Origin of the sequence: Polaromonas sp., assembly GCF_012927485.1 — a bacterium.
Taxonomy (GTDB): domain Bacteria; phylum Pseudomonadota; class Gammaproteobacteria; order Burkholderiales; family Burkholderiaceae_C; genus Polaromonas.
On sequence record NZ_JABBPC010000036.1, the window covers coordinates 116558 to 135115 of the forward strand.

Consider the following 18558-nt stretch of genomic DNA (forward strand, 5'->3'; position numbering starts at 1 on the left):
AATTGAATGTCGGCTCCCAGTCTTGAGGAGACTGTCGGCAGGCTGAAGAAGAAGCGTCCGCCGTTCAACGGTTAAACTTTTGCTGTGATCGCACACCCTGACGAGTTTGCCCAGTACTGCTGTGAACTGCTGTCCGCAGCCGGTCCGTGCACGGCACGACGAATGTTTGGTGGCCACGGCATCAGCACCGGCGGGCTCACGCTAGCATTGTTGGCCGACCTCGGTCAGGGCGAGACGCTGTGGCTCAAGGCCGGCCCGGATACATGCGCCGAATTTGAAGCGGCAGGGTGCCAGCGTTTCACCTACCAGGCCAAAGGCAAGGCTAGGCGCCTGGGCTTCTACAGCGCGCCTGTTGAGGCCATGGAGGCTGCCTGCGAGATGGCGCCCTGGGCCCATCTCGCATTGCAGGCGGCATTGGCAGCCCGGCAACCTAAACAAGCCAGGCCAAGGAAGAAAAAGGGTTCTGTCGCATAGGCGGTCAAGCCGACCATACGACTATGTTGAGCGTTTTGACTGAAAAGGCTTGAACGCGATGCTGGGGATGTAAGCCCAAACCGCCGAAAATTTCGTCATCCACCCGACCTTCAACCTGCAAGCTTTTTGATGCGCTCGGCAAGCCGTCCGAACGCCTCACCCAGGTCTCGAATTTCAGACTCGTCGGCGGTGTCTTCGCCGAAGTAGCTTGCCCCCGTCAAGGCCCCGGCCAGCAGGAACGCACTGTCCACTGTGGACAGCTCGCAGTTCCAGACTCGGCGCCCGGTTTGCATGTTCAGAAAGTGATATAGAAGCCTTGAAAACCGGTGGCGTCCGACTCCGGTCCCTGTTTGCTGTTTCAGAAGAATCGCAACGTGGAGAGGGTTCGCGCTACAGTTGCTGAACGCGACATGAAGCCGCGCTCGACGCCGATGGGATAGCAGGCAAGTGCAAGGCCGGTCGCTGCCATGGTGGCAGGCCAGGTCTCTGCGCTCTTGTAGACCACCAGACCGCTCACCGGATTCGCCTCGTGCAGAAAGTAGTCGAACGTTTCGCGTTGCAGCGCTTCCAGTCCCACTTCCATGCTCGGCGCGGTGATGTTCATGGCTGGGACCCAATGCGGTCGCAGTAGGGCAAGCTAACCGAACCAAAGCGTGCGGTCTGCTCGGCAGCACACACCACTGTCGACGATGCTGCCACCAGACAACCTCATGTCGTTGGTCTGCAGCCATTCTCCAGTCAGACCGCTCCGACTATTATTTCGATCTAGCGGTGCGATATTCTGCGGCAATGTATTCATAAAGTTGCTTCAATTGCCGATCTGAAATGCGTGATTCTGGAAAGGCGGGCATGGCACCCGCAGACCCACCGGGCATTCCAGGATGGCGAATGAAATTACCCAAGGTTTTTAGGTCGATCAACTTTCCGGATTCCCGTAACGGCAGGCCCGGTGCTACAGCATTTCCTCCGCCCGCATGGCAACTTGCGCAATTGGCTTTGAATACGTCAATGCCAGACACAGCTGACCGTGCAGCCCCGGTTTGGCTTCCATTCGCCGCACCATGACCCATCATGCCGCTGCCCATCATTCCACCCCCCATTTGCGACCATGCCGTTGTGCTTGCAAGGAGCAGCACCACGCAAACCAGACTCACCTTTTTCATGATTTTGTCCTGTTCCTCATGATGTAAATATAGATCGAGCGACTCCGCTATGTGTCGAGGTCTTGCTTTATTGGCCCAGTGGGAGCTTCGCTCCCACTGGGCCTTGCGGAAAAAGCCCAAGCCTGGGGAACGAACAGGACTATCTGTCGCAGTGGCTGTGGCCGCCTGTGCGGTATCGCCCGCAGCGCCAGCGGTTCGGGCAATGGCTCATCGAAAAAGCACAACCAGAATGACAATCAGCAAAATTAAACCTATACCGCCGCCCATATACATCATAAGTTTGTACTCCTTCTGCTTGCCCACGCTCTCAGAAAAGTAAGAGCGCGAGAGGTATCTAAGCACCCGGAAGCAGTGCGGTCTGTTCGCCAGCGCACGAACGATATCTAGTTGTGATTTCTACGACCCTTGTTCAGTGAGCGGAGTTAGCCGGCTGATGGGTGTTTGTCGATTAAGGCTGGCATGAGGTCGTTCCTCATTGTAGAAACGCAGCCACGTCGTCAGGGCGGCACGGCGGTTCTCGTCGTTCACGTCAACGGGAAGCTCGTCAAGGAAGACTACGAGAACTTCGTGCCCGAGTTCGACCGGCTCGCCCGGGGGCATGGAAAGCTGCGCGTCCTGTTCGATATGAGCGGCCTCCACGGCTGGTAGGCCGGCGCAATTTGGGAAGACATCAAATTCGCCGCGAAACACTTCTCAGACATCGAGCGACTCGCGATGATCGGGGGAAAGCGGTGGCAGCATCAGATGGCGACGTTATGCAAGCCGTTTACAAGAGCGGCGGTCCGATACTTCGATCACGCCGAAGGCGCTGAGGCGCGGAAGTGGTTGGCCGAAACGCAGGCGATTCGGCCGTCCGTTCGTGGGACGGTTACTGACTCTGCGCAGGAACAGGCTATGAGCCGCCACCAAAGATGGCAATCGACACTCCAATCCCGAATACCACGAACGAAAGAAGCGTCATCCCGGCGAGGACGCCGATTGATACCGATTCCGCATCACTGTCCATGGGCGGGTTGCCCTTTGGTTGCTCCTTGCCAGCGTGTCCGGTCGACGCATGATCGTCATGCATGCCTCCAGATGCTCCCCCGTCGCTCAAGGGATCGCCCGGTGGGCGCACCGTCATCATCCCGTGCTTCAAGTGCCGCGATACCAACCACCAGTTCATGGGGTAGGCGGTGACGAAGCCGACCAGAAGCGCCATTGACATGATGAACCAGAATTCCGGTCGCGATGGCTCGCGGCTGCCCGGAACGGCCTTCAGCGCCAACGTCATTAAAGGCACCATGCCGGCCATGAGGAAATTCATGGACAGCAACTCCGGAAAGAAAGTGCTGGTGAGCGAACGCTTGTACGACCCACCAGCCATGCCACGCATGAAGAGAGCTTGAAAGATACTCCATCCGAAGCCGAAGCCCAAGGCGTACTCCAGCGCGATATCTGAGACCCGGTCCAAATTAAACAGGCTGGCGACAACCGCGCCTGTCAGGATGCCCACACCATCGCCGGCAACACAATGCATGGTCGAACCCAGAACCTGCCTCCAGCGGGTCGCGACGTAGCGTTCATGCAGCCCAGGCAGCGGTTCGCGACAACCCAATACATACAGGAACGCGCCCAGAGGCCCGGTATAGGCGGTGAGCAATATGAACCCCCACTTGAGCACCGGAGATGCCGGTGTGGTTCGAAGGTCCACCACCACAAACAACAGCGACAGTGCTGTCAGGAGAAACCATAAGAGCATGATTCCATCAAGCATTTGCGCCTTCCGATTCTGTTGTCCCGAACCCCGTGTTTCCCTTCTGAAAGCGAGGGCGCCTGCCTGGCGCGCTGTATTTCTGCAGCTGCCGAATTTCCGCGAAATCACTCCCCGGCGGCAGCGGCGGGAGTTCGCCAAAAACGTCCGCGCAAACTGACGATCTTCCAGGCTCTTCCCAACTGCCGGTCTCAGATTTCATTAGCGCAATTTGTCATTGAACTGCTGAGCCGTCCCGAATCCGGCAAGCGAGCGCACGAGGTTATTTCTCCGAGCACCCGCAGGCAGTTTCGGAACTCTTGTTCGCCGTCTTGCAACAGCCCATTGCTCTCTTGGAGCTGTCCTTGGCATCGCTCAGCTTTTTCTGATCGTGACACTTGGCTGCTTTGTGATGATGGGCAGCGGCTGCTTCATGATCGGCTGCAGCCTGCGTATGGAGACCGCTAGCTTCATTGGTATTCGACATGATGTCTGTTCCTTGGTGATGAAATGGTGATGATCTGAGACCCAACGTTCATGTCGCAGAATTGATGTGCGCAACATGGCTCATTACCATATGCTTTTGAGCGCGGCGAAACCGTGCGTTATCGCACATAGTGCGAACCGGTCACTTCCCGGACTCGCCTACTCGCTCAACGCCGCTGCAGAGAGTGTGATCTTGGGTTCAACCCGTCGATGCAACACCGATCTGATTGAATGTTGTTCTCGAAGGAATTTAATATGGCGCAAATGGGTAGACCTGGACTGTCAGCAAAGCAGAAGAAAGACCTTTGGCTTAGGTGGAAAGATGGTCAATCGTTAAGTGAGATCGGCCGAGCAATTGGAAAGCACCCAGGCTCGGTTCATGGTGTGCTGTCTTCTCATGGCGGCATCGTGCCGCGTACAAGAACCAAGTGCGCGCATACCTTGACACTTGCAGAGAGGGAAGAGATATCACGCGGTTTGGGGGCAGGCACCTCAATGCGCCAGTTGGCCAAGCAGCTCGGATGCTCTCCTTCGACGATCAGCCGTGAGATTGCCCGTAACGGCGGCCGGTGGGCGTATCGTGCCGCGAGCTCAGATGAGCGAGCTTGGGAGTGCGCCAAGCGCCCAAAGCAATGCGTCCTGACTGGTAATCATAAATTGCGACGAGTCGTTGCGCAGAAACTGCAAGATGACTGGTCACCACAGCAAATAGCGGGATGGCTGAAGTGCAGGTATCAAAATAACGGTGTCATGCAGGTCTCCCACGAAACAATCTACCGCAGCCTGTTCATTCAGGCCCGTGGAGTGCTGAAAAAAGAGTTGATCTCTCACCTACGCAGCAGGCGCATGATGCGGCGGGGAAAGAGCTCAACAACCGATGGGCAGCCGCGCGGTCAAATCGTTGATGCGATCTCGATCCGTGAACGTCCAGCTGAGGTTGAGGACCGCGCTGTACCTGGACGTCGGGAAGGTGACTTGATCTCTGGCTCCAGGAATAGCCACATTGCAACTTTGGTTGAAAGGCATTCCCGAGACGTCATGCTGGTGCGCGTCGCCGGGAAGGACACCAACAGCGTGGTGAGCGCCCTGGTTCGGCAGGTCAAGACATTGCCCGAAGGATTGATGTCCACCTTGACTTGGGACCGCGGCAGCGAACTCGCGCAGCACAAACGATTCACGGTGGCGACAGACGTCAGCGTCTACTTCTGTGATCCGCGAAGTCCATGGCAGCGCGGCACGAACGAAAACACGAATGGCTTGCTGCGCCAATACTTCCCGAAAGGCACGGACCTGTCACCTTTTACTCAAAGACAACTCGATACCATCGCCTTGAAACTGAACACCATACCTCGCAAGACATTGGGCTACGCAACTCCGAGCGTTAAACTTGCAGCCAGTGTTGCATCGACCAGTTGAACCCAAGGCCACGTACTTTGCCAAGCTGTCCGGGTGAAGTACGCATTCATGGCCAAGCATAAAGACCAGTTTCGCCTGCACAGCATGTGCCGAGTGCTGCGGGCGCAGCGGAGTGGCTATTACGCCTGGCAGGCCAAACCAAAGTCAAAGCGTACCCTGGCCGATGAAGCTTTGCTGGTGCTGATAAAGCAATCCTTCGAAGAAAGCCGAAGCATTTACGGCAGTCCACGCGTGCATTGTGATTTACGTGAAGATAGCGTGTTATGTGGAGAAAAACGCATTGCTCGACTGATGCGCAAAGCCCAACTGCGCTCGGTGCGTGGCTACAAGCGTCCACGCTTTAGAGTTGGAATGCCAGCGACTACCGCCCCCAACCGATTGCAACGGGAATTCACGGTAGCTCTGCCAGACCAGGTTTGGGTAACGGATATCACCTATATCCGAACTCATGAAGGCTGGTTGTACTTGACGGTGGTGATTGACCTTTACTCTCGGGCAGTTGTCGGCTGGTCGATGAATTCCACCATGACCACGGAACTGGTGCTTGATGCCCTGATGATGGCTGTCTGGCGTAGGCGGCCCAAGACCCCGGTGATGATTCACTCCGACCAGGGCAGCCAGTTCGGTAGTGATGACTTCAGTCGTTGGTGCAAGGACAACCAACTCGTGCCCAGCATGAGCCGCCGGGGAAACTGTTGGGAGCATCAATGCGGTTGCTAAATTGTTCTTCAGCAGCCTGAAGAAGGAGCAAATCAAACGTCATATCTACGCCACCAGGCAGGAGGCCAAGTCAGACGTATTTGATTACATTGAGGGTTTCTACAATCGAGTCCGCAGGCATAGTCACCTAGACCAACTGAGCCCGCTGGCATTCGAGCAACTTCGAACTGGAAGTTGATTTATGTCTACGGAAGCGGGTGAAGTCCAGAGAGAGCGGCCTTGCGGCGAAGCGTCCTTCTCCACTGCCGGGTTGAGCCTCACTCTACGGGCAACAACTGTGGGTTCCACACGACCTCCCAGAGATGACGATCCGGGTCTTGAAAATAGCCGGCGTAACCACCCCAAAAGGTTTTCTGTGCTGGCTTGACGATAACTGCACCCGCACTCTTTGCCTGCTCCATAACGGCATCAACTTCGGCTGTAGATGAGACGTTATGACCGAGAGAGAGTTCGGTGGGGCTTGGATTACCTATTGGAATTCCCGCATCGTGAGCGAGGCTCTTGCGCGGCCAAATTGCGAGTTTCAAGCCGGACTGTAAATCAAAGAAGGCAACAGCTCCATAGTCGAATTCTTTGCCGATGATGCCCTGCGTTGGTAGGCCGAGGCCATCGCGGTAGAAATGTACTGCCCGTTCCAAGTCGTCAACGCAGAGAGTGATAACTGTGACGCGTGGTTTCATGGAATGGCCCTTTCGTGCGATGAGGACATGATGGCTCGGTTGTTTGAGTTTCAACGTTTGAGTTAGGCGTCATCGTGCCCTTGGCGCCGGAGTACAACATGGGTGGCTTTCTCCGACGCAACGAACTGAACGCATTCGTATCCCAAAGCGCGCATGTCAATCCCCTCGAACAGTCGCTCTCCCCCGCCCAGCAGGACCGGCGATATAGCGACGTGCAGTTCATTAATGAGGCCCGCATGAAGATATTGCTGGATAGTGTTAGTTCCGCCGCCAATGCGCACATCCATGCCGTTGGCTGCCTCGCGCGCCCGGTCAAGCGCCTCGTGAATACCACCCGTGACGAAGTGGAATGTCGTCCCACCTTCCATCTGGATGGGCGCGCGCGCGTGATGAGTCAAGATGAAAGCTGGAACGTGATAGGGTGGGTTGTTCCCCCACCAGCCTTTCCAGTTCATGTCGGGCCAGGAACCGCGAATCGGTCCGAACATGTTTCTCCCGAGAATCCAGGCGCCAACATTCTTGAAGCCCTGCGCAGCGAAGTCGTCATCGATCCCCGATGTGCCACCGTCGGCGCCTAATACGTTCCGTTGGAACGTGCGTGTCGGGAATAACCACTGGGGCAAATCTGTCCCGCCAATGCCGAGTGGATTGTTGATGTCTTGATTCGGACCAGCTCCGTATCCGTCAAGAGAAATGGTGAAGCTCGCAACTCGGACGCGTGTCATTTTCATGCCTTCCTTTTGTTCAACCAACGATCGACTGAATTCGGTGCGCCAATCGGCCGGATTGGGGCTCGATTCCGGTCCGACGAGATAGCACTCGTACAGATCGCTCGCCGTTTCGTATCCGTTGGCTTCCGTCCACCCGCTAAACTCGTGCCACGCTTCGCCTAGCCCCTCGTAGGGACCGTGATAGACGGTGCGCACTACTTTTAGCGCAGGCCGCTGCCAAGGCTTCACGCGGCCGACGGCAGTGACGGGTGCCGACACTGGGATGCAGATGTCGAAATCGAATGACTCCGGCGTTATCTTCAGGTGATGCGCAAACCACGGTCCTGTCGGACCGATGCCTTGCGCCTTTGCAGCGGCCATCGCCTCGGCGATGGCCGGCCCCATAACGTGCTGCATCTCAGAGCGCGGCGTCTCGATGTGAATGGTGGCGACCTGTTGAGCTGTCGTCTCGACGACCTGCGGTTGTTCAATCATGTAGGTTCTCCGGTGAATGCTGGTAACAATATTTCGAGGCGGTTCGCGTCCGGAGCGATGACTGCAGGGTTCTTCATGCGGGCTTGCATGGTGTTTTGCCCCGATGTATTCATTTGTTTGTGCCCCCTAAAAATGGTTGTTGTCTTCACGATCACTGCCGTTCGCGCGCGCGATGTCAAATTACTGAAAATAATTTAATTGTTAGCCGCGCTCGCGCCGGTAGTGCATGGCAACCGCGCCGCTGCGGAGAGGCTTCGCGGAGACTAGATCGAGCCGTCGCGTACTAGGCAGCCCACTCTGGTACAAGGTCGGGCCGTGGCCGGCGATCCTGGGGTGGACGAGGAACATGTACTCGTCGATCAAATCCAGCCGATCCAGCTCGGTCGCGAGCTTGCCGCTACCAAGGAGCACACCGGCCGGAGTCGCGTCCTTCAGTTTCTGCACCTCCGTGCGAAGGTCACCGGCGATGTGGTGGGTATTGTTCCACCGAAAGTCCTTTCGCGTCGACGACACCACGTACTTCGGCTTAGTCTCCAGCTTGACCGCCCACTCGCGGATCGCCGGCGGTGCCTCCACGTCGCCTCGGGCGACTGCCGGCCAGTAGCTCTCCATCATCTCGTAGGTAACGCGGCCCCACAGCATCGCCCCGCCTTCGTCCATGAGGCGGGTGAAGAAGGCATGTGTCTCGTCGTCGGCGATCCCCTCCCGGTGGTCGACGCAACCGTCGAGGGTGACGTTGATGCTGAAAGTCAAAAGCCCCATGACTGCGAATTCCTCGTAGCGGTTAACGCCAAGCTAAGCGGCGTGCGTCAGCACGTCCTTGCTTGAGTGCCTTGTTATGCCAACTCATACACAAATTCATAGCAGTGCTGACCTGCTTCTATCTTGATAGCCATTCGCCCAGCTAGTCCTGATAGTTGTTCAGTTCCAGAGTCCGGCACAATCTCAATCACTAGACGATCTTTCCCTTTATCCATTGTCCCAAAGTGTTGTAAAACAAAGCCGCCCTTCTTCCCTAATAGCGTTCCGATTACCTGCTCAATCGCCACATAACCAGCTGAGCCTTTGACAGAGGTCATTGCACTCAGCATTTCGCCTTTGCTTGTTGCCTCAAGATCGCCATGAAAGGTTTTATCAATCGACATTCTGCCGAGCTTTATCCCGCTTTCTCCGAGGGCATAAAAATCCAAGGGATTGAGATTGACATCAAATTTTCCAGTAATTTTCATAAGCTCTTCCTTTTTTTTGTGGCATATCTTCTGGATGTCCGATGCAGCTTCCTCGATTCGACCAACGACCGGCTGAGTTGAGTGCGCCAATTAGCCGGATTGTGGCTCGACTTCGGTCCGACGAGATAGCATTCGTACAGATCGTTTGCTGTCTTGTACCCGTTGGCTTCAATCCACTCTGTGAACTCGTGCCACGCCTCGCTTACCAACTTCATGCTACGACTTCAGGCCTCCGTGCTGTGGTTAGGAGGGTTTGATAGCCGTAAACTTGACGCTCTCCACTTTGCCTCGGACCTGATCCAGGTCTTTGCTTAGCGGAGCCGGCGTGTATTCTTCGCCTGGGCAGCGTGCCATGTCGTCCAATTCCACGCCGACGAGAGGATGACGCGACACGATTAGAACTGCCACAAATCCTGCGTTTTTTAACGTACGCAAGTAGTCGTCCTCTGGGATCGCTCCCCCTATGCAGCCCGCCGAAATTGATTGAAATCGATTTCGCAGGTCTGCCGCAATCGGCTCGGTCAACAGAATGTCTGAAATCGCCAGTCGTCCGCCCGGTTTCAGGATGCGAAATGCTTCCAGATAAACCGCGTCTTTGTCGGGGCATAAATTAATGACACAGTTGGAAATTAGCACATCAGCGCAAGCGTTTGCGAGCGCCGTGTTGTCCAACGACGCGTGACGTAACTCGATCATTTCGTCGTGCAAGCCTGCCTGTGCCACGGCCTCCTTAGCCTGTTCAATCATTTGCTGAGCAAAGTCGATCCCGATGACTTTGCCTCGCTCGCCAACTTTGTGCGCCGCCAGAATCAAGTCCGTCCCGCCGCCGCAACCGAAATCAACCACTACCTCGCCCGGCTGCAACTTGGCGAAGTGGGTAGGATTACCACAACCCCGCGAGAGATTCCGCGCAAGCTCCGGTACCAGCGCAAGCTCTGACTCGTCATAGAGCGCTTGTCGGGGCGCGCAGCACGAGCTGGTGGGCGGCTTGCTACAACATGAAGTCGCTGCGCGACCAGCCGCTTCCGCAAAGCTTCCGTAGCGTGTCTGAACGACTCGACTGATCTCCAGGTTCTTCATCATCTCTACTCTCCTTGTGCTCGTTTTGTTCGGAGCAGTGGGACGCGCCAAAATCGGCGCCTCAATTGGAGCGTGAGCCTTCACTGTACCCCGTTCAAGTAACACGGACGGGGTGACCTGCCCCCCATGGTTCTGTCGCATAGGCGGTCAAGCCGCCCATACGACTATGCGGAGCGTTTTGACTGAAAAGGCTTGAACGCGATGCTGGCGACCAAAGGGATGCGCTTTCCAATTGACGTGATTCTGGCGTGCATTCGCTGGTATGCCGCGTATCCGTTGAGCTATCGCCACCTCGAGTAAATGATGCGCGAACGAGGTGTGTTTGTCGACCATTCCTCGATGAACCGCTGGGCGATCCGGTTTCTGCCCTTGCTTGAAAAAGTCTTTCGCAAGCACAAGCGCCCGGTGGGTGGGAGTTGGCGCATGGATGAAACGTACATCAAGGTCAAAGGCGCCTGGAAATATCTTTACCGCGCAGTGGACAAGGAGGGAAAGACGGTCGACTTTGTGCTGACGGCCCGGCGCGACAAGGCCATAAAGGCCAGCGGTGCTCCCGAGAAGGTCACCATGGACAAGAGCGGCGCCAACAAAGCGGCAATTGATGGCGTCAATGCCAGCCGGGAAACCCCGATTGTGGTTAGGCAAGTCAAATACCTGAACAACATCGTGGAGCAGGATCACCGGGCAGTAAAGCGAGTCACCAAACCGATGCGCAACTTCAAGTCATTTCGAGCCGCCAAAAATGTCCTGGCTAGCATCGAACTCATGCACATGATCCGCAAAGGACAACGCATGATGGAGGGCTACAACGTGAGGTCTTTTGTTGACCAATTTTATGCATTGGCAGGAGGAATTCGTCACGTTTGAGGAACTGGCATCCATTCCTACCCAAACACGTTCGTCAACTGGCAACGCGACTGAACCTTCGTGGCGGAACGCCGCTTCAGGATCCTAAGCGATCGTTCCTAGGGCGCCAGGGAAACAATCGATCAGACGGCTAGGTCCAGCCACGCGACGATGGCGGCGCGTGCTGCTGCGGGTTGTTCGTGGAACAGGAAGTGCCCGGCGTCTTTAATAACCGTGTAGGTGGCCGTAGTCAGTGCTGCCGCTGATTCTTCGGCGGCAGCAATTGGAATGAGGCGATCGCCAGCGCCATGAATGATCGCGGTCGGACAGGTAATCGCGGGCAGCATGTAACGCAGGTCAGCTCGGTTCATAACAGCCTGCTGTTGCCGGAGGAACGCGTCGGCGCCGACCGGGGTCGTCATCTGCCGCCAGATGGCGAGAAGTGTTTCGTCGGATTCGTTCTCTGCCGCGACCACGCCGGGGAAGGCGGCATCGATCAGAGTTGTGAATTGTCCTGCTTCAACGAGGGCCGATTGTCGAGCGCGGGCTACTTTCTGCTCGTCAGTGTCGGCCCGAGCGGATGTGCTCACGAGCGCGAGTGCGGTGACGCGCTCGGGTGCCTGCCGCATCACCTCGAGGGCAACGTACCCGCCCATACTCGTTCCGAGAACAGCGAAGTCGCCTGTGTTCTCCCGCAGGAGTCGTTCTGCCATGGCCGCGATGGTTTTATCGCGGCGTGTGTCTGCGATGGTGACTTGCCCTCGCGACCAGAGCGTGTCTAGCACTGGGACGTAGGCAAGAGGCGAGCAGAGGAGGGGCGGGATAACGATCGTCTTCATGGCTCAATTATTCCTCGTAACAAATGACAATACAGTTTTGCTGATTTTTTTCTGTATTTCCTTCCAGCGCAGAGGCTGGTCAATTTCGTAATTCACACTAACGTGCGCATTCAATTTCGATGGCATTATATTTTCTATATTGAACCAAAGATGACGACTGCATTGCTTGATCGGCTTACCCATCACTGCCACATCGTCGAGACGGGCAATGAGTCATACCGATTCCGGCACAGCACAAAGGAGGCAAAAGGAAGGATACAGACCCGAGAGCACTTCAGAAAGACAGCAACAAATCAGGAGGTGCCAAGTCTGTAAAAGACTATAGCTATCCACAGCCGACCAACTAAACGTTGGCGACAAGCCCCTTGGCAAAGAAAAATCGGCACCCCCGCACTGTCAAGATTCAAACGGCGCCAACAACTACGATCAACGCCTCCAGCATCCACGCGGGTTCGCCGGGCGTTGGATTTTGGAGATGGTTTCCTGAAGTCGTAAACACACGGGTCAAGAGCACAGTGCGAACGACTCCTGTGCAGCGGAAGCAGCCCTAGAAATTTTCGATCTGCCTGCTCATGAGCAGCCGTTGCCAACCGTCAGCGGACGCCTAAGGCGAGTCTGGGAAAAGTGCGAATACTGTGAGCACTGAAGTCGAGTGGGCCGCTTGACGCCGCTCGAACGTCATTGGCTCGGCTATGTGCGCTGGCGAGCAGACGCGAGAGCGCATTTTCAACTACAAAACTGTATGGCTCGCATCTCGCTTTGGACAAGACCCGTTCACGCTCCAGCCTGTTCTTCGAATGAACGGGGCAAGACCGATTTGCGGTCAGAGCATTTCATGCTCGGGTCAATTAGCACCCTGCTTAGATTTAGCAGCCTGGCGAGATGCTTGGCAGAACGGCCAAACCATTGTTTAACGAAGCCCAAGGATCAACACCATGCGCTACATCGACGGATTTCTGATTCCGGTCACAGAGGCCAACAAAGACGCCTATCGCACCATGGCCACCAAGTCTGCCGCCTTGTTGAAAGAATTTGGCGCCACGCGCGTTGTGGAAAGCTGGGGCAACGCCTTGCCTGACGGCAAGGTCACCGACTTCAAGCGCGCGGTGAAAGCCGAGGGCGACGAGACTGTTGTCTTCTCATGGATCGAGTGGCCATCCAAAGCGGCGCGTGATGCAGGCAATCAGAAGTTCATGAACGACCCGCGCATGAAGGCGTTGGGCACCATGCCTTTTGACGGTAAACGGATGGTCTACGGCGGCTTCGAGCAGCTGCTCGACGTCTGACAGCGCGGCACTTAATCAACGCATCATCACACCACCCAGCAGAGGCAACCAATCATGAAAGTTCAAGCCTATATTTCCTACCGCGGCCATTGTGAAGAAGCGCTGGAGTTCTACAAGAAATCCATTGGCGCCGACGTCACCGGACTGATGCGATGGAAGGAGTGCCCCGACGCGACCATGAAGGCGCCGCCGGGGTTCGATGAGAAGGTCATGAATGCCTCCTTCCGCATTGGCGACACTTTGTTGATGGCCGACGACAGCCCGGGCAACGCGCCTGCAGAGTTCAAGGGGGTGACACTCGCGATTGAGGTTGACGACGACGCCGAAGCCCAACGCGTGTTCACGGCACTTGTTGAAGGGGGGAAGGTCACCATGGCCCTGACGAAGACCTTTTGGACATCCTCCTTCGGCATGCTGACCGACAAGTTCGGGGTGCCCTGGATGGTGAATGTTGCAGCGCCTAAGGCGTAGGCCAGTAAGAGCCATGGGTACGACCCCACTCAAGTCCGCGATTGACCTAGCACGACACAACGGCGTGCGCTTTCCGAATGAAAGCGCCGACTATCGACATGCGCGCGATGCCCTCCTCGCCGAAGAAATCGAACTTCGGCGCCACATCGAGCGCGTGGCAGCGCAGCGACGCGCTTTGCCGGCGGGTGGCACCGTGCCCCAGGACTATGCTTTCGTCGGCGAAAACGGTCCTGTCAGCTTCTCCGGTTTGTTTGGCGACAAGCAAACGCTCGCGGTCTACAGCTACATGTACGGGCCCAAGCGCGCGCGGCCTTGCCCGATGTGCACGTCGCTGATGGCCGCCTGGGACGGCGAAGCGCTCGATGTCGAACAACACATCGCGCTTGTGATGATGGCTCGCTCGCCCATCGAACGCCTGCTGGCGGTCAAGAAGGAACGCGGCTGGCACCACCTCCGGCTCTACTCAGACGTTGACGGAAACTTCACCCGCGACTACGTCAGCGCCGACGACGCAGACGTGCCAGGGTTCAATGTTTTCACCCGACGCGACGGCTGCATTCGCCATTTCTGGAGCGGCGAGATGGGCGGCGGTACGGCCGATCCGGGACAGGATCCGCGCGGCGCGCCCGACCTGATGCCGCTTTGGACGATTCTTGACAACACACCCGAAGGGCGTGGCGGTGATTGGTATCCGAGCTTGAGCTACGCCACACGTTGACTCCTCTAAGCCCCGCCTTGCGGCTCAACTCACTTGAAAGGCGCTGAGCATGAAGTTCATGATTCTCGTCAAGTCCAACCCCGACCTTGAGGCACGCCTGCAGGCAATAAGCGACTCGCAGATGAAGGATTCCATGGCCGCCATGGAGGTCTTTAACGACGAACTCAGAAAGGCTGGCGTTTTGAAGGACTGCGACGGCCTGCGCCTGAGCCGCGAGGGAAAGCGCGTGCGCTTCGACGGGACGGCGCGCACTGTCGTTGACGGGCCGTTCACGGGGGATCTCGTCGCGGGATATTGGCTCTGGGAGTTGCCATCGATAGAAGATGCGGTAGCGTGGGTCAAGCGATGCCCGAACCCGATGCCCGTGCCGTCGGAAATCGAGATCAGGCCCATATGAATGGTTGACAGCCGCTGACGTGTGGGATGTTACGACGCACATCGCATACGAACGACGCGCTCGCCTTCTTGAAGGAGTCTGTGCCGCGCTCGCGACGCCATTGATTGTTGACTCGATGACCGCTCGTCCCACCACCATTTAACCGCCCAGGAAGGCAAACATGAAAAGTAAAAATGCGATATGCCTCTGGTTTGACGGCCACGCCGTGGATGCTGCGCGGTTCTACGCGAAGACATTCACAAACAGCCAGGTGGGTGCGATACATCGAGCGCCCGGCGACTCGCCCTCGGGCAAGCGCGGCGATATCCTGACTGTTGAATTCACAGTGATGGGTATTGCCTGTCTGGGGCTCAACGGAGGGCCGGCCTTCAAACACAGCGAGGCTTTTTCGTTCCAAGTAGCCACCGACGACCAGGCTGAGACGGACCGCCTGTGGCACGCGATCATTAGCCACGGCGGCCAGGCCGGCGCTTGCGGATGGTGCAAGGACCAGTGGGGGCTGTCGTGGCAGATCACCCCGCGCGCCTTGATCACCGCGATCACGGACCCTGACCCCGCAGCGGCGAAGCGGGCCTTCGATGCGATGATGCAGATGACTAAAATCGACATCGCTGCAATCGAAGCTGCCCAGACTGGCTGACGACGAACCCGAAGATTTTCGTACGCCAACTCACGCAGCGACGACGTTGCTGATGCGCTCTTCTTAATCCTTTGCCGCCAGATTCACGCGCTTCTTGAAAGCCACGCACGATGCGCGATATGGAGTGGGCAGGTTTCGCCAAGCTTGGCTGACAGCAATGGGCGCGATGCCGTAGGCGATGACCGGCGGCTACGCGGGGTTGAAATGAACTGCCGTAAAGCAGACCGATCTGAGTACCCGCAAATAGTCTGCTAAAGCCGGTGAGCGTTCTCCGAAGCTGACCTTCAGAACTGAAAGTCAGGTATCGAGCGCGGTGTCCTTCGGTTGTGCAGCGATACCCGACTGTGGCGAATACCCGCTTTCTGGCAGTCCACTTAAAGTAGGTTCGACTGGAATTTTCGTTAAATATTGCCGAAAAAATACAGTGAAAAGTTCGTAGCCAGTGCGCCAAAGTCGCGGTGCCTGGTGCAGGCGGTGTTGACATACAAGCGGCGCATTCGCTACTTGCCTGCCCCATTGCGCGCGACCGGAAGTCTGGTTGATCAACACGGTTCCGACCCATCGGACAAGGGATTCTTCGGCGATAGAGAAAGCAGGCGATCCACAATGTGTGTCCTATGCCGGTGTGGTGTGGTGATGGCATAGAACTGTTCCTGCAACTGTGGGGACTGACCTACAGCCACCAGACTGCCAGAACGCAGCTCGTCCTGCACCACCACATCAGGCAATACGGTGAGCCACCCACTGTCGCGCGCAATCAAGCGCAGCATGGCCATGTCATCCACTTCGGCACGAAGGCGCGGTGTGACACCCGCAGAAGCACACAGCGCATCAAACTGGGCGCGCACGGCGTGCCGTGGTCCCGGCACGGCCAGGTCCACACCCTGCAGATCTTCGGGCAGGCGCAAACTGTGCGCTTTCCAAATGTGGCTAGGACCAACCAGCGAGACGGCCTGACTGCCCAGAAAGCGGCAGTGCAAAGGGCGCTCGGGATCGGAGGGCACGGTTTCGTTGGCCAACACCACGTCCAGCTGGTGCTGCACCAGGCGCACTAGCAAGCCCTCCAGCAGGCCCGACTCCAACGTCAGCACAACGGACGGGTCGGAGAGCAGGGGGCGTATCCAGTTCTCCTGGTAATTGCGTGACAGGGTGGCCATGCTGCCGACGCGCAGCCGCGTAATGCCCTGACTCTGCCCCTGCAATCGGCCCAGCATTTCCTGCCCCAGGCCAAAGATGTTCTCGGCATAAGAGAGCACCAGTTGGCCGGTATCCGTCAGCACCAGGCGGCGTCCTTCGCGGGAAAACAGGTCCTCACCGATGCGGTCTTCCAGTTGGCGGATTTGGGCCGACAGTGCCGACTGCGAGGTATGTAAATCCTCCGCCGCGCGGGTCAGGTGGCCCAGCTTAGCGACCCGCCAGAAGTAAAACAAGTGGTGAAAATTCAGTTGCTCAAGGTTCATTGATCTATTTTACAGAATATATTGTTACTATCAATGTATTTTACAGAACAATAGAAGCACTGCACCATTGCGCCCAGTTCTCTCCAAGGGGTTTTCATGACTGTGCTTGAAATTGTTTCGATGGTCAGTGTTTGCGCTCCAGGCGCTTTGATGCTGCTAGCCATGCTGCCACCACAGCGCCAGGGTGCGTCCACCGACGGGTTCTGGCGCAACCTCACTATGCTGTCCGTGGTGGCCCTGGTCTTCACGGTGCTTGCTGTATTCATGGCCGCAAACTTACAGAGTTTTCTGCCCTGGTTGCGACCCACACGCCTGGGTACCGGTCTGGCGGTGCTGGTGCAGTTGCTGGGCACCGTAATTGCAGTGTTTTCGTCCCGCTACCTAGAAGGCGAGCGTCGCCAGCGGCGCTACATGGCAGCGCTGGCAGGCGTTTTAGCCACTGTGCATCTCTTGTTGCTGGCCGACCACTGGGCGGTGTTGATCGCTGCCTGGGCTCTTGTGGGTGTGGCACTGCAGCACCTGCTGTGCTTCTACCCGGATCGGCCCTTTGCCCTGTTGGCAGCCTACAAAAAACGCATCGCCGACCGGATTGCAGACATCTTTCTACTGGGCGCTGCGGCTCTGGCCTGGAGCCAGGTGGGTAGCGGCTCTATCTCCGATTTGGGGGGCCACATCGGGCGCGAAGGCATGTCCACGGGCCTACAGCTCAGTGCGGTGGGCCTGGTGTTGGCCGTTATCCTTCGCACGGCTTTGTTGCCGGTGCATGGCTGGTTGATTCAGGTGATGGAGGCACCAACCCCGGTATCTGCCCTGCTGCATGCCGGTGTGGTGAACCTGGGCGGCTTTGTGCTGATCCGCTTTGCGCCGCTTTTGGAGCAGGCCACCGCGGCGCGCTCGCTGCTGATAGCCTTCGGCCTTGGCACCGCAGTGCTGGCTGGCTTGGTGATGCTGACCCGCATCAGCATCAAGGTGCGACTGGCCTGGTCCACCGTAGCGCAAATGGGGTTCATGGTACTGGAATGCGGTCTGGGCCTGTACACCCTCGCAGCCTTGCACCTGATCGGGCACTCGCTTTACAAGACACATGCGTTTTTGTCCGCCTCCACGGTGGTGCGCGAGACCCGCTTGCAGTTTATGCGAGGGACCACCTCGCCCGCACCGCTCAGTCTGCTGCTGGCCCCAGCCCTGGCGGTGGGCACAGTGTTATTGATCCAGGGTGTGATCTCTGCGGCAGCCTGGCCCTGGTGGTGGAGCGCCGTGATGGGTCTGGCATGGGCGCCCTTGCTGTGGCTGTCTGCCCAGCGCACCGGTACCCGTGAGATTTTCTTGCACGTTCTCTCAGGTCTGCTGATGATCGCCGGTTTGACATTGGCCGCCCTTTTTGCACATACCCTGCCATTGGGCATCCAGGACCTGCCCCACCAGACACTGGGTCTGGTCTCACTGCTGGGCATGGCGGCGCTGTACCTGTGCCTGGTCGTACTGCAGCTGCGTCCGCAATCACTGCGCGCCTGGCGGCGGTGGAGCTATGCGGGCTTTTATGTTGACGAGGCGTACACCCGCCTGGCCCTGACGCTATGGCCCGGCCAGTGGACCCCGCAAGCACACAACACAGCCAGCGCGCCAGCGCCTGCCGTTGCCGCCGACGCCCGCCCCTAAACCGAACACGAGGAAAACGCCATGGACACATTAACCATCACCGCCGAGCCAACGCAA

At 57.3% G+C, this 18558-nt stretch carries 22 protein-coding genes and 4 pseudogenes; 13 read left to right on the forward strand and 13 right to left on the reverse strand.

What is annotated here, in order from left to right; all coding sequences use genetic code 11:
- The first annotated feature begins 84 nt into the window (after positions 1-84).
- Entirely contained in the window at positions 85-474 is a 390-nt protein-coding gene (locus tag HHJ16_RS15545; RefSeq protein WP_296902051.1) for a TfoX/Sxy family protein, read from the forward strand.
- A 110-nt stretch (positions 475-584) separates the two neighbouring features.
- Here the strand turns inward: HHJ16_RS15545 and HHJ16_RS15550 are convergent, their stop codons facing one another.
- The 4 genes from HHJ16_RS15550 to HHJ16_RS16925 all read right to left on the reverse strand — a co-directional run bounded on the left by HHJ16_RS15550 (position 585) and on the right by HHJ16_RS16925 (position 2138).
- Positions 585-767: a hypothetical protein gene (locus HHJ16_RS15550; RefSeq protein WP_296902052.1), complete on the reverse strand. Its 183-nt coding sequence runs from the start codon at positions 765-767 to the stop codon at positions 585-587.
- Between the two features lie 65 nt (positions 768-832).
- Positions 833-1078 carry a hypothetical protein gene (locus HHJ16_RS15555; RefSeq protein ID WP_296902054.1) on the reverse strand — a complete coding sequence of 82 codons (246 nt, stop codon included), beginning with the start codon at positions 1076-1078 and terminating at the stop codon, positions 833-835.
- A gap of 151 nt (positions 1079-1229) precedes the next feature.
- The gene (locus HHJ16_RS15560; RefSeq protein WP_296902056.1) at positions 1230-1637 is read right to left on the reverse strand and encodes a cytochrome c; all 408 of its coding nucleotides are present in this window, start codon (positions 1635-1637) and stop codon (positions 1230-1232) included.
- Between the two features lie 396 nt (positions 1638-2033).
- Entirely contained in the window at positions 2034-2138 is a 105-nt protein-coding gene (locus HHJ16_RS16925; protein ID WP_366557506.1) for an integrase core domain-containing protein, read from the reverse strand.
- Between HHJ16_RS16925 and HHJ16_RS16930 the strand changes: the two are divergent.
- A pseudogene (locus tag HHJ16_RS16930) lies at positions 2097-2456 on the forward strand (STAS/SEC14 domain-containing protein); the annotation flags it as partial. The gene HHJ16_RS16925 and the pseudogene HHJ16_RS16930 sit on opposite strands and share 42 nt — an antisense overlap.
- A 73-nt stretch (positions 2457-2529) precedes the next feature.
- Here the strand turns inward: HHJ16_RS16930 and HHJ16_RS15570 are convergent.
- The gene (locus HHJ16_RS15570) at positions 2530-3378 is read right to left on the reverse strand and encodes a DUF4396 domain-containing protein (RefSeq protein ID WP_296902060.1); all 849 of its coding nucleotides are present in this window, start codon (positions 3376-3378) and stop codon (positions 2530-2532) included.
- A 732-nt stretch (positions 3379-4110) separates the two neighbouring features.
- Between HHJ16_RS15570 and HHJ16_RS15575 the strand changes: the two genes are divergently transcribed.
- The 3 genes and pseudogenes from HHJ16_RS15575 to HHJ16_RS16935 all read left to right on the forward strand — a co-directional run bounded on the left by HHJ16_RS15575 (position 4111) and on the right by HHJ16_RS16935 (position 6169).
- A complete protein-coding gene (locus tag HHJ16_RS15575) occupies positions 4111-5271 on the forward strand; it encodes an IS30 family transposase (protein WP_296902371.1) in 1161 nt (386 codons plus the stop codon).
- A gap of 24 nt (positions 5272-5295) precedes the next feature.
- Positions 5296-5991: pseudogene (locus tag HHJ16_RS15580) on the forward strand (IS3 family transposase); the annotation flags it as partial.
- Between the two features lies 1 nt (position 5992).
- Positions 5993-6169: an IS3 family transposase gene (locus HHJ16_RS16935; protein WP_366557503.1), complete on the forward strand. Its 177-nt coding sequence runs from the start codon at positions 5993-5995 to the stop codon at positions 6167-6169.
- A 79-nt stretch (positions 6170-6248) separates the two neighbouring features.
- Here HHJ16_RS16935 and HHJ16_RS15585 read toward each other — a convergent pair whose 3' ends face one another.
- From HHJ16_RS15585 to HHJ16_RS15610, 6 genes and pseudogenes are all read right to left on the reverse strand, one after another.
- The gene (locus tag HHJ16_RS15585; protein ID WP_296902062.1) at positions 6249-6671 is read right to left on the reverse strand and encodes a VOC family protein; all 423 of its coding nucleotides are present in this window, start codon (positions 6669-6671) and stop codon (positions 6249-6251) included.
- A 62-nt stretch (positions 6672-6733) separates the two neighbouring features.
- Positions 6734-7396 (reverse strand): dihydrofolate reductase family protein, encoded by a 663-nt coding sequence (locus HHJ16_RS15590; RefSeq protein WP_296902372.1) that lies wholly within the window; start codon positions 7394-7396, stop codon positions 6734-6736.
- A gap of 51 nt (positions 7397-7447) precedes the next feature.
- Positions 7448-7876, reverse strand: a pseudogene (locus HHJ16_RS15595) (GyrI-like domain-containing protein); the annotation flags it as partial.
- A gap of 201 nt (positions 7877-8077) precedes the next feature.
- Positions 8078-8638 carry a dihydrofolate reductase family protein gene (locus HHJ16_RS15600; protein WP_296902064.1) on the reverse strand — a complete coding sequence of 187 codons (561 nt, stop codon included), beginning with the start codon at positions 8636-8638 and terminating at the stop codon, positions 8078-8080.
- A 74-nt stretch (positions 8639-8712) separates the two neighbouring features.
- Complete coding sequence (locus tag HHJ16_RS15605) at positions 8713-9105, reverse strand: DUF3224 domain-containing protein (protein ID WP_296902065.1); 393 nt, start codon at positions 9103-9105, stop codon at positions 8713-8715.
- A 243-nt stretch (positions 9106-9348) separates the two neighbouring features.
- On the reverse strand, positions 9349-10188 hold the full coding sequence (locus tag HHJ16_RS15610) for a methyltransferase domain-containing protein (protein ID WP_296902067.1): 840 nt from the start codon (positions 10186-10188) through the stop codon (positions 9349-9351).
- A gap of 198 nt (positions 10189-10386) precedes the next feature.
- On the opposite strand from HHJ16_RS15610, the pseudogene HHJ16_RS15615 reads away from it, so the two are divergent.
- Positions 10387-11052 (forward strand): annotated as a pseudogene (locus tag HHJ16_RS15615) (IS6 family transposase).
- 122 nt (positions 11053-11174) lie between these two features.
- On the opposite strand, the gene HHJ16_RS15620 reads toward HHJ16_RS15615, so the two are convergent.
- Positions 11175-11870, reverse strand: a complete 696-nt coding sequence (locus HHJ16_RS15620; RefSeq protein WP_296902069.1) for an alpha/beta hydrolase — start codon at positions 11868-11870, stop codon at positions 11175-11177.
- Positions 11871-11945: 75 nt separating this feature from the next.
- On the opposite strand from HHJ16_RS15620, the gene HHJ16_RS15625 reads away from it, so the two are divergent.
- The 6 genes from HHJ16_RS15625 to HHJ16_RS15650 all read left to right on the forward strand — a co-directional run bounded on the left by HHJ16_RS15625 (position 11946) and on the right by HHJ16_RS15650 (position 15382).
- Positions 11946-12185: an ATP-binding protein gene (locus tag HHJ16_RS15625; RefSeq protein WP_296902373.1), complete on the forward strand. Its 240-nt coding sequence runs from the start codon at positions 11946-11948 to the stop codon at positions 12183-12185.
- Between the two features lie 620 nt (positions 12186-12805).
- Entirely contained in the window at positions 12806-13156 is a 351-nt protein-coding gene (locus tag HHJ16_RS15630; protein ID WP_296902071.1) for a DUF1428 domain-containing protein, read from the forward strand.
- A 54-nt stretch (positions 13157-13210) separates the two neighbouring features.
- A complete protein-coding gene (locus HHJ16_RS15635; protein ID WP_296902073.1) occupies positions 13211-13627 on the forward strand; it encodes a VOC family protein in 417 nt (138 codons plus the stop codon).
- A gap of 13 nt (positions 13628-13640) precedes the next feature.
- Positions 13641-14345: a DUF899 family protein gene (locus HHJ16_RS15640; protein WP_296902075.1), complete on the forward strand. Its 705-nt coding sequence runs from the start codon at positions 13641-13643 to the stop codon at positions 14343-14345.
- Positions 14346-14394: 49 nt separating this feature from the next.
- Positions 14395-14742 carry a YciI family protein gene (locus tag HHJ16_RS15645; RefSeq protein WP_296902077.1) on the forward strand — a complete coding sequence of 116 codons (348 nt, stop codon included), beginning with the start codon at positions 14395-14397 and terminating at the stop codon, positions 14740-14742.
- 160 nt (positions 14743-14902) lie between these two features.
- Positions 14903-15382, forward strand: coding sequence for a VOC family protein (locus HHJ16_RS15650; protein ID WP_296902078.1), 480 nt, complete (start codon positions 14903-14905; stop codon positions 15380-15382).
- Positions 15383-15924: 542 nt separating this feature from the next.
- Here HHJ16_RS15650 and HHJ16_RS15655 read toward each other — a convergent pair.
- A complete protein-coding gene (locus tag HHJ16_RS15655; protein WP_296902080.1) occupies positions 15925-16842 on the reverse strand; it encodes a LysR substrate-binding domain-containing protein in 918 nt (305 codons plus the stop codon).
- 96 nt (positions 16843-16938) lie between these two features.
- On the opposite strand from HHJ16_RS15655, the gene HHJ16_RS15660 reads away from it, so the two are divergent.
- Positions 16939-18501, forward strand: a complete 1563-nt coding sequence (locus HHJ16_RS15660) for an NADH-quinone oxidoreductase subunit L (protein ID WP_296902082.1) — start codon at positions 16939-16941, stop codon at positions 18499-18501.
- Positions 18502-18558: the final 57 nt, after the last annotated feature.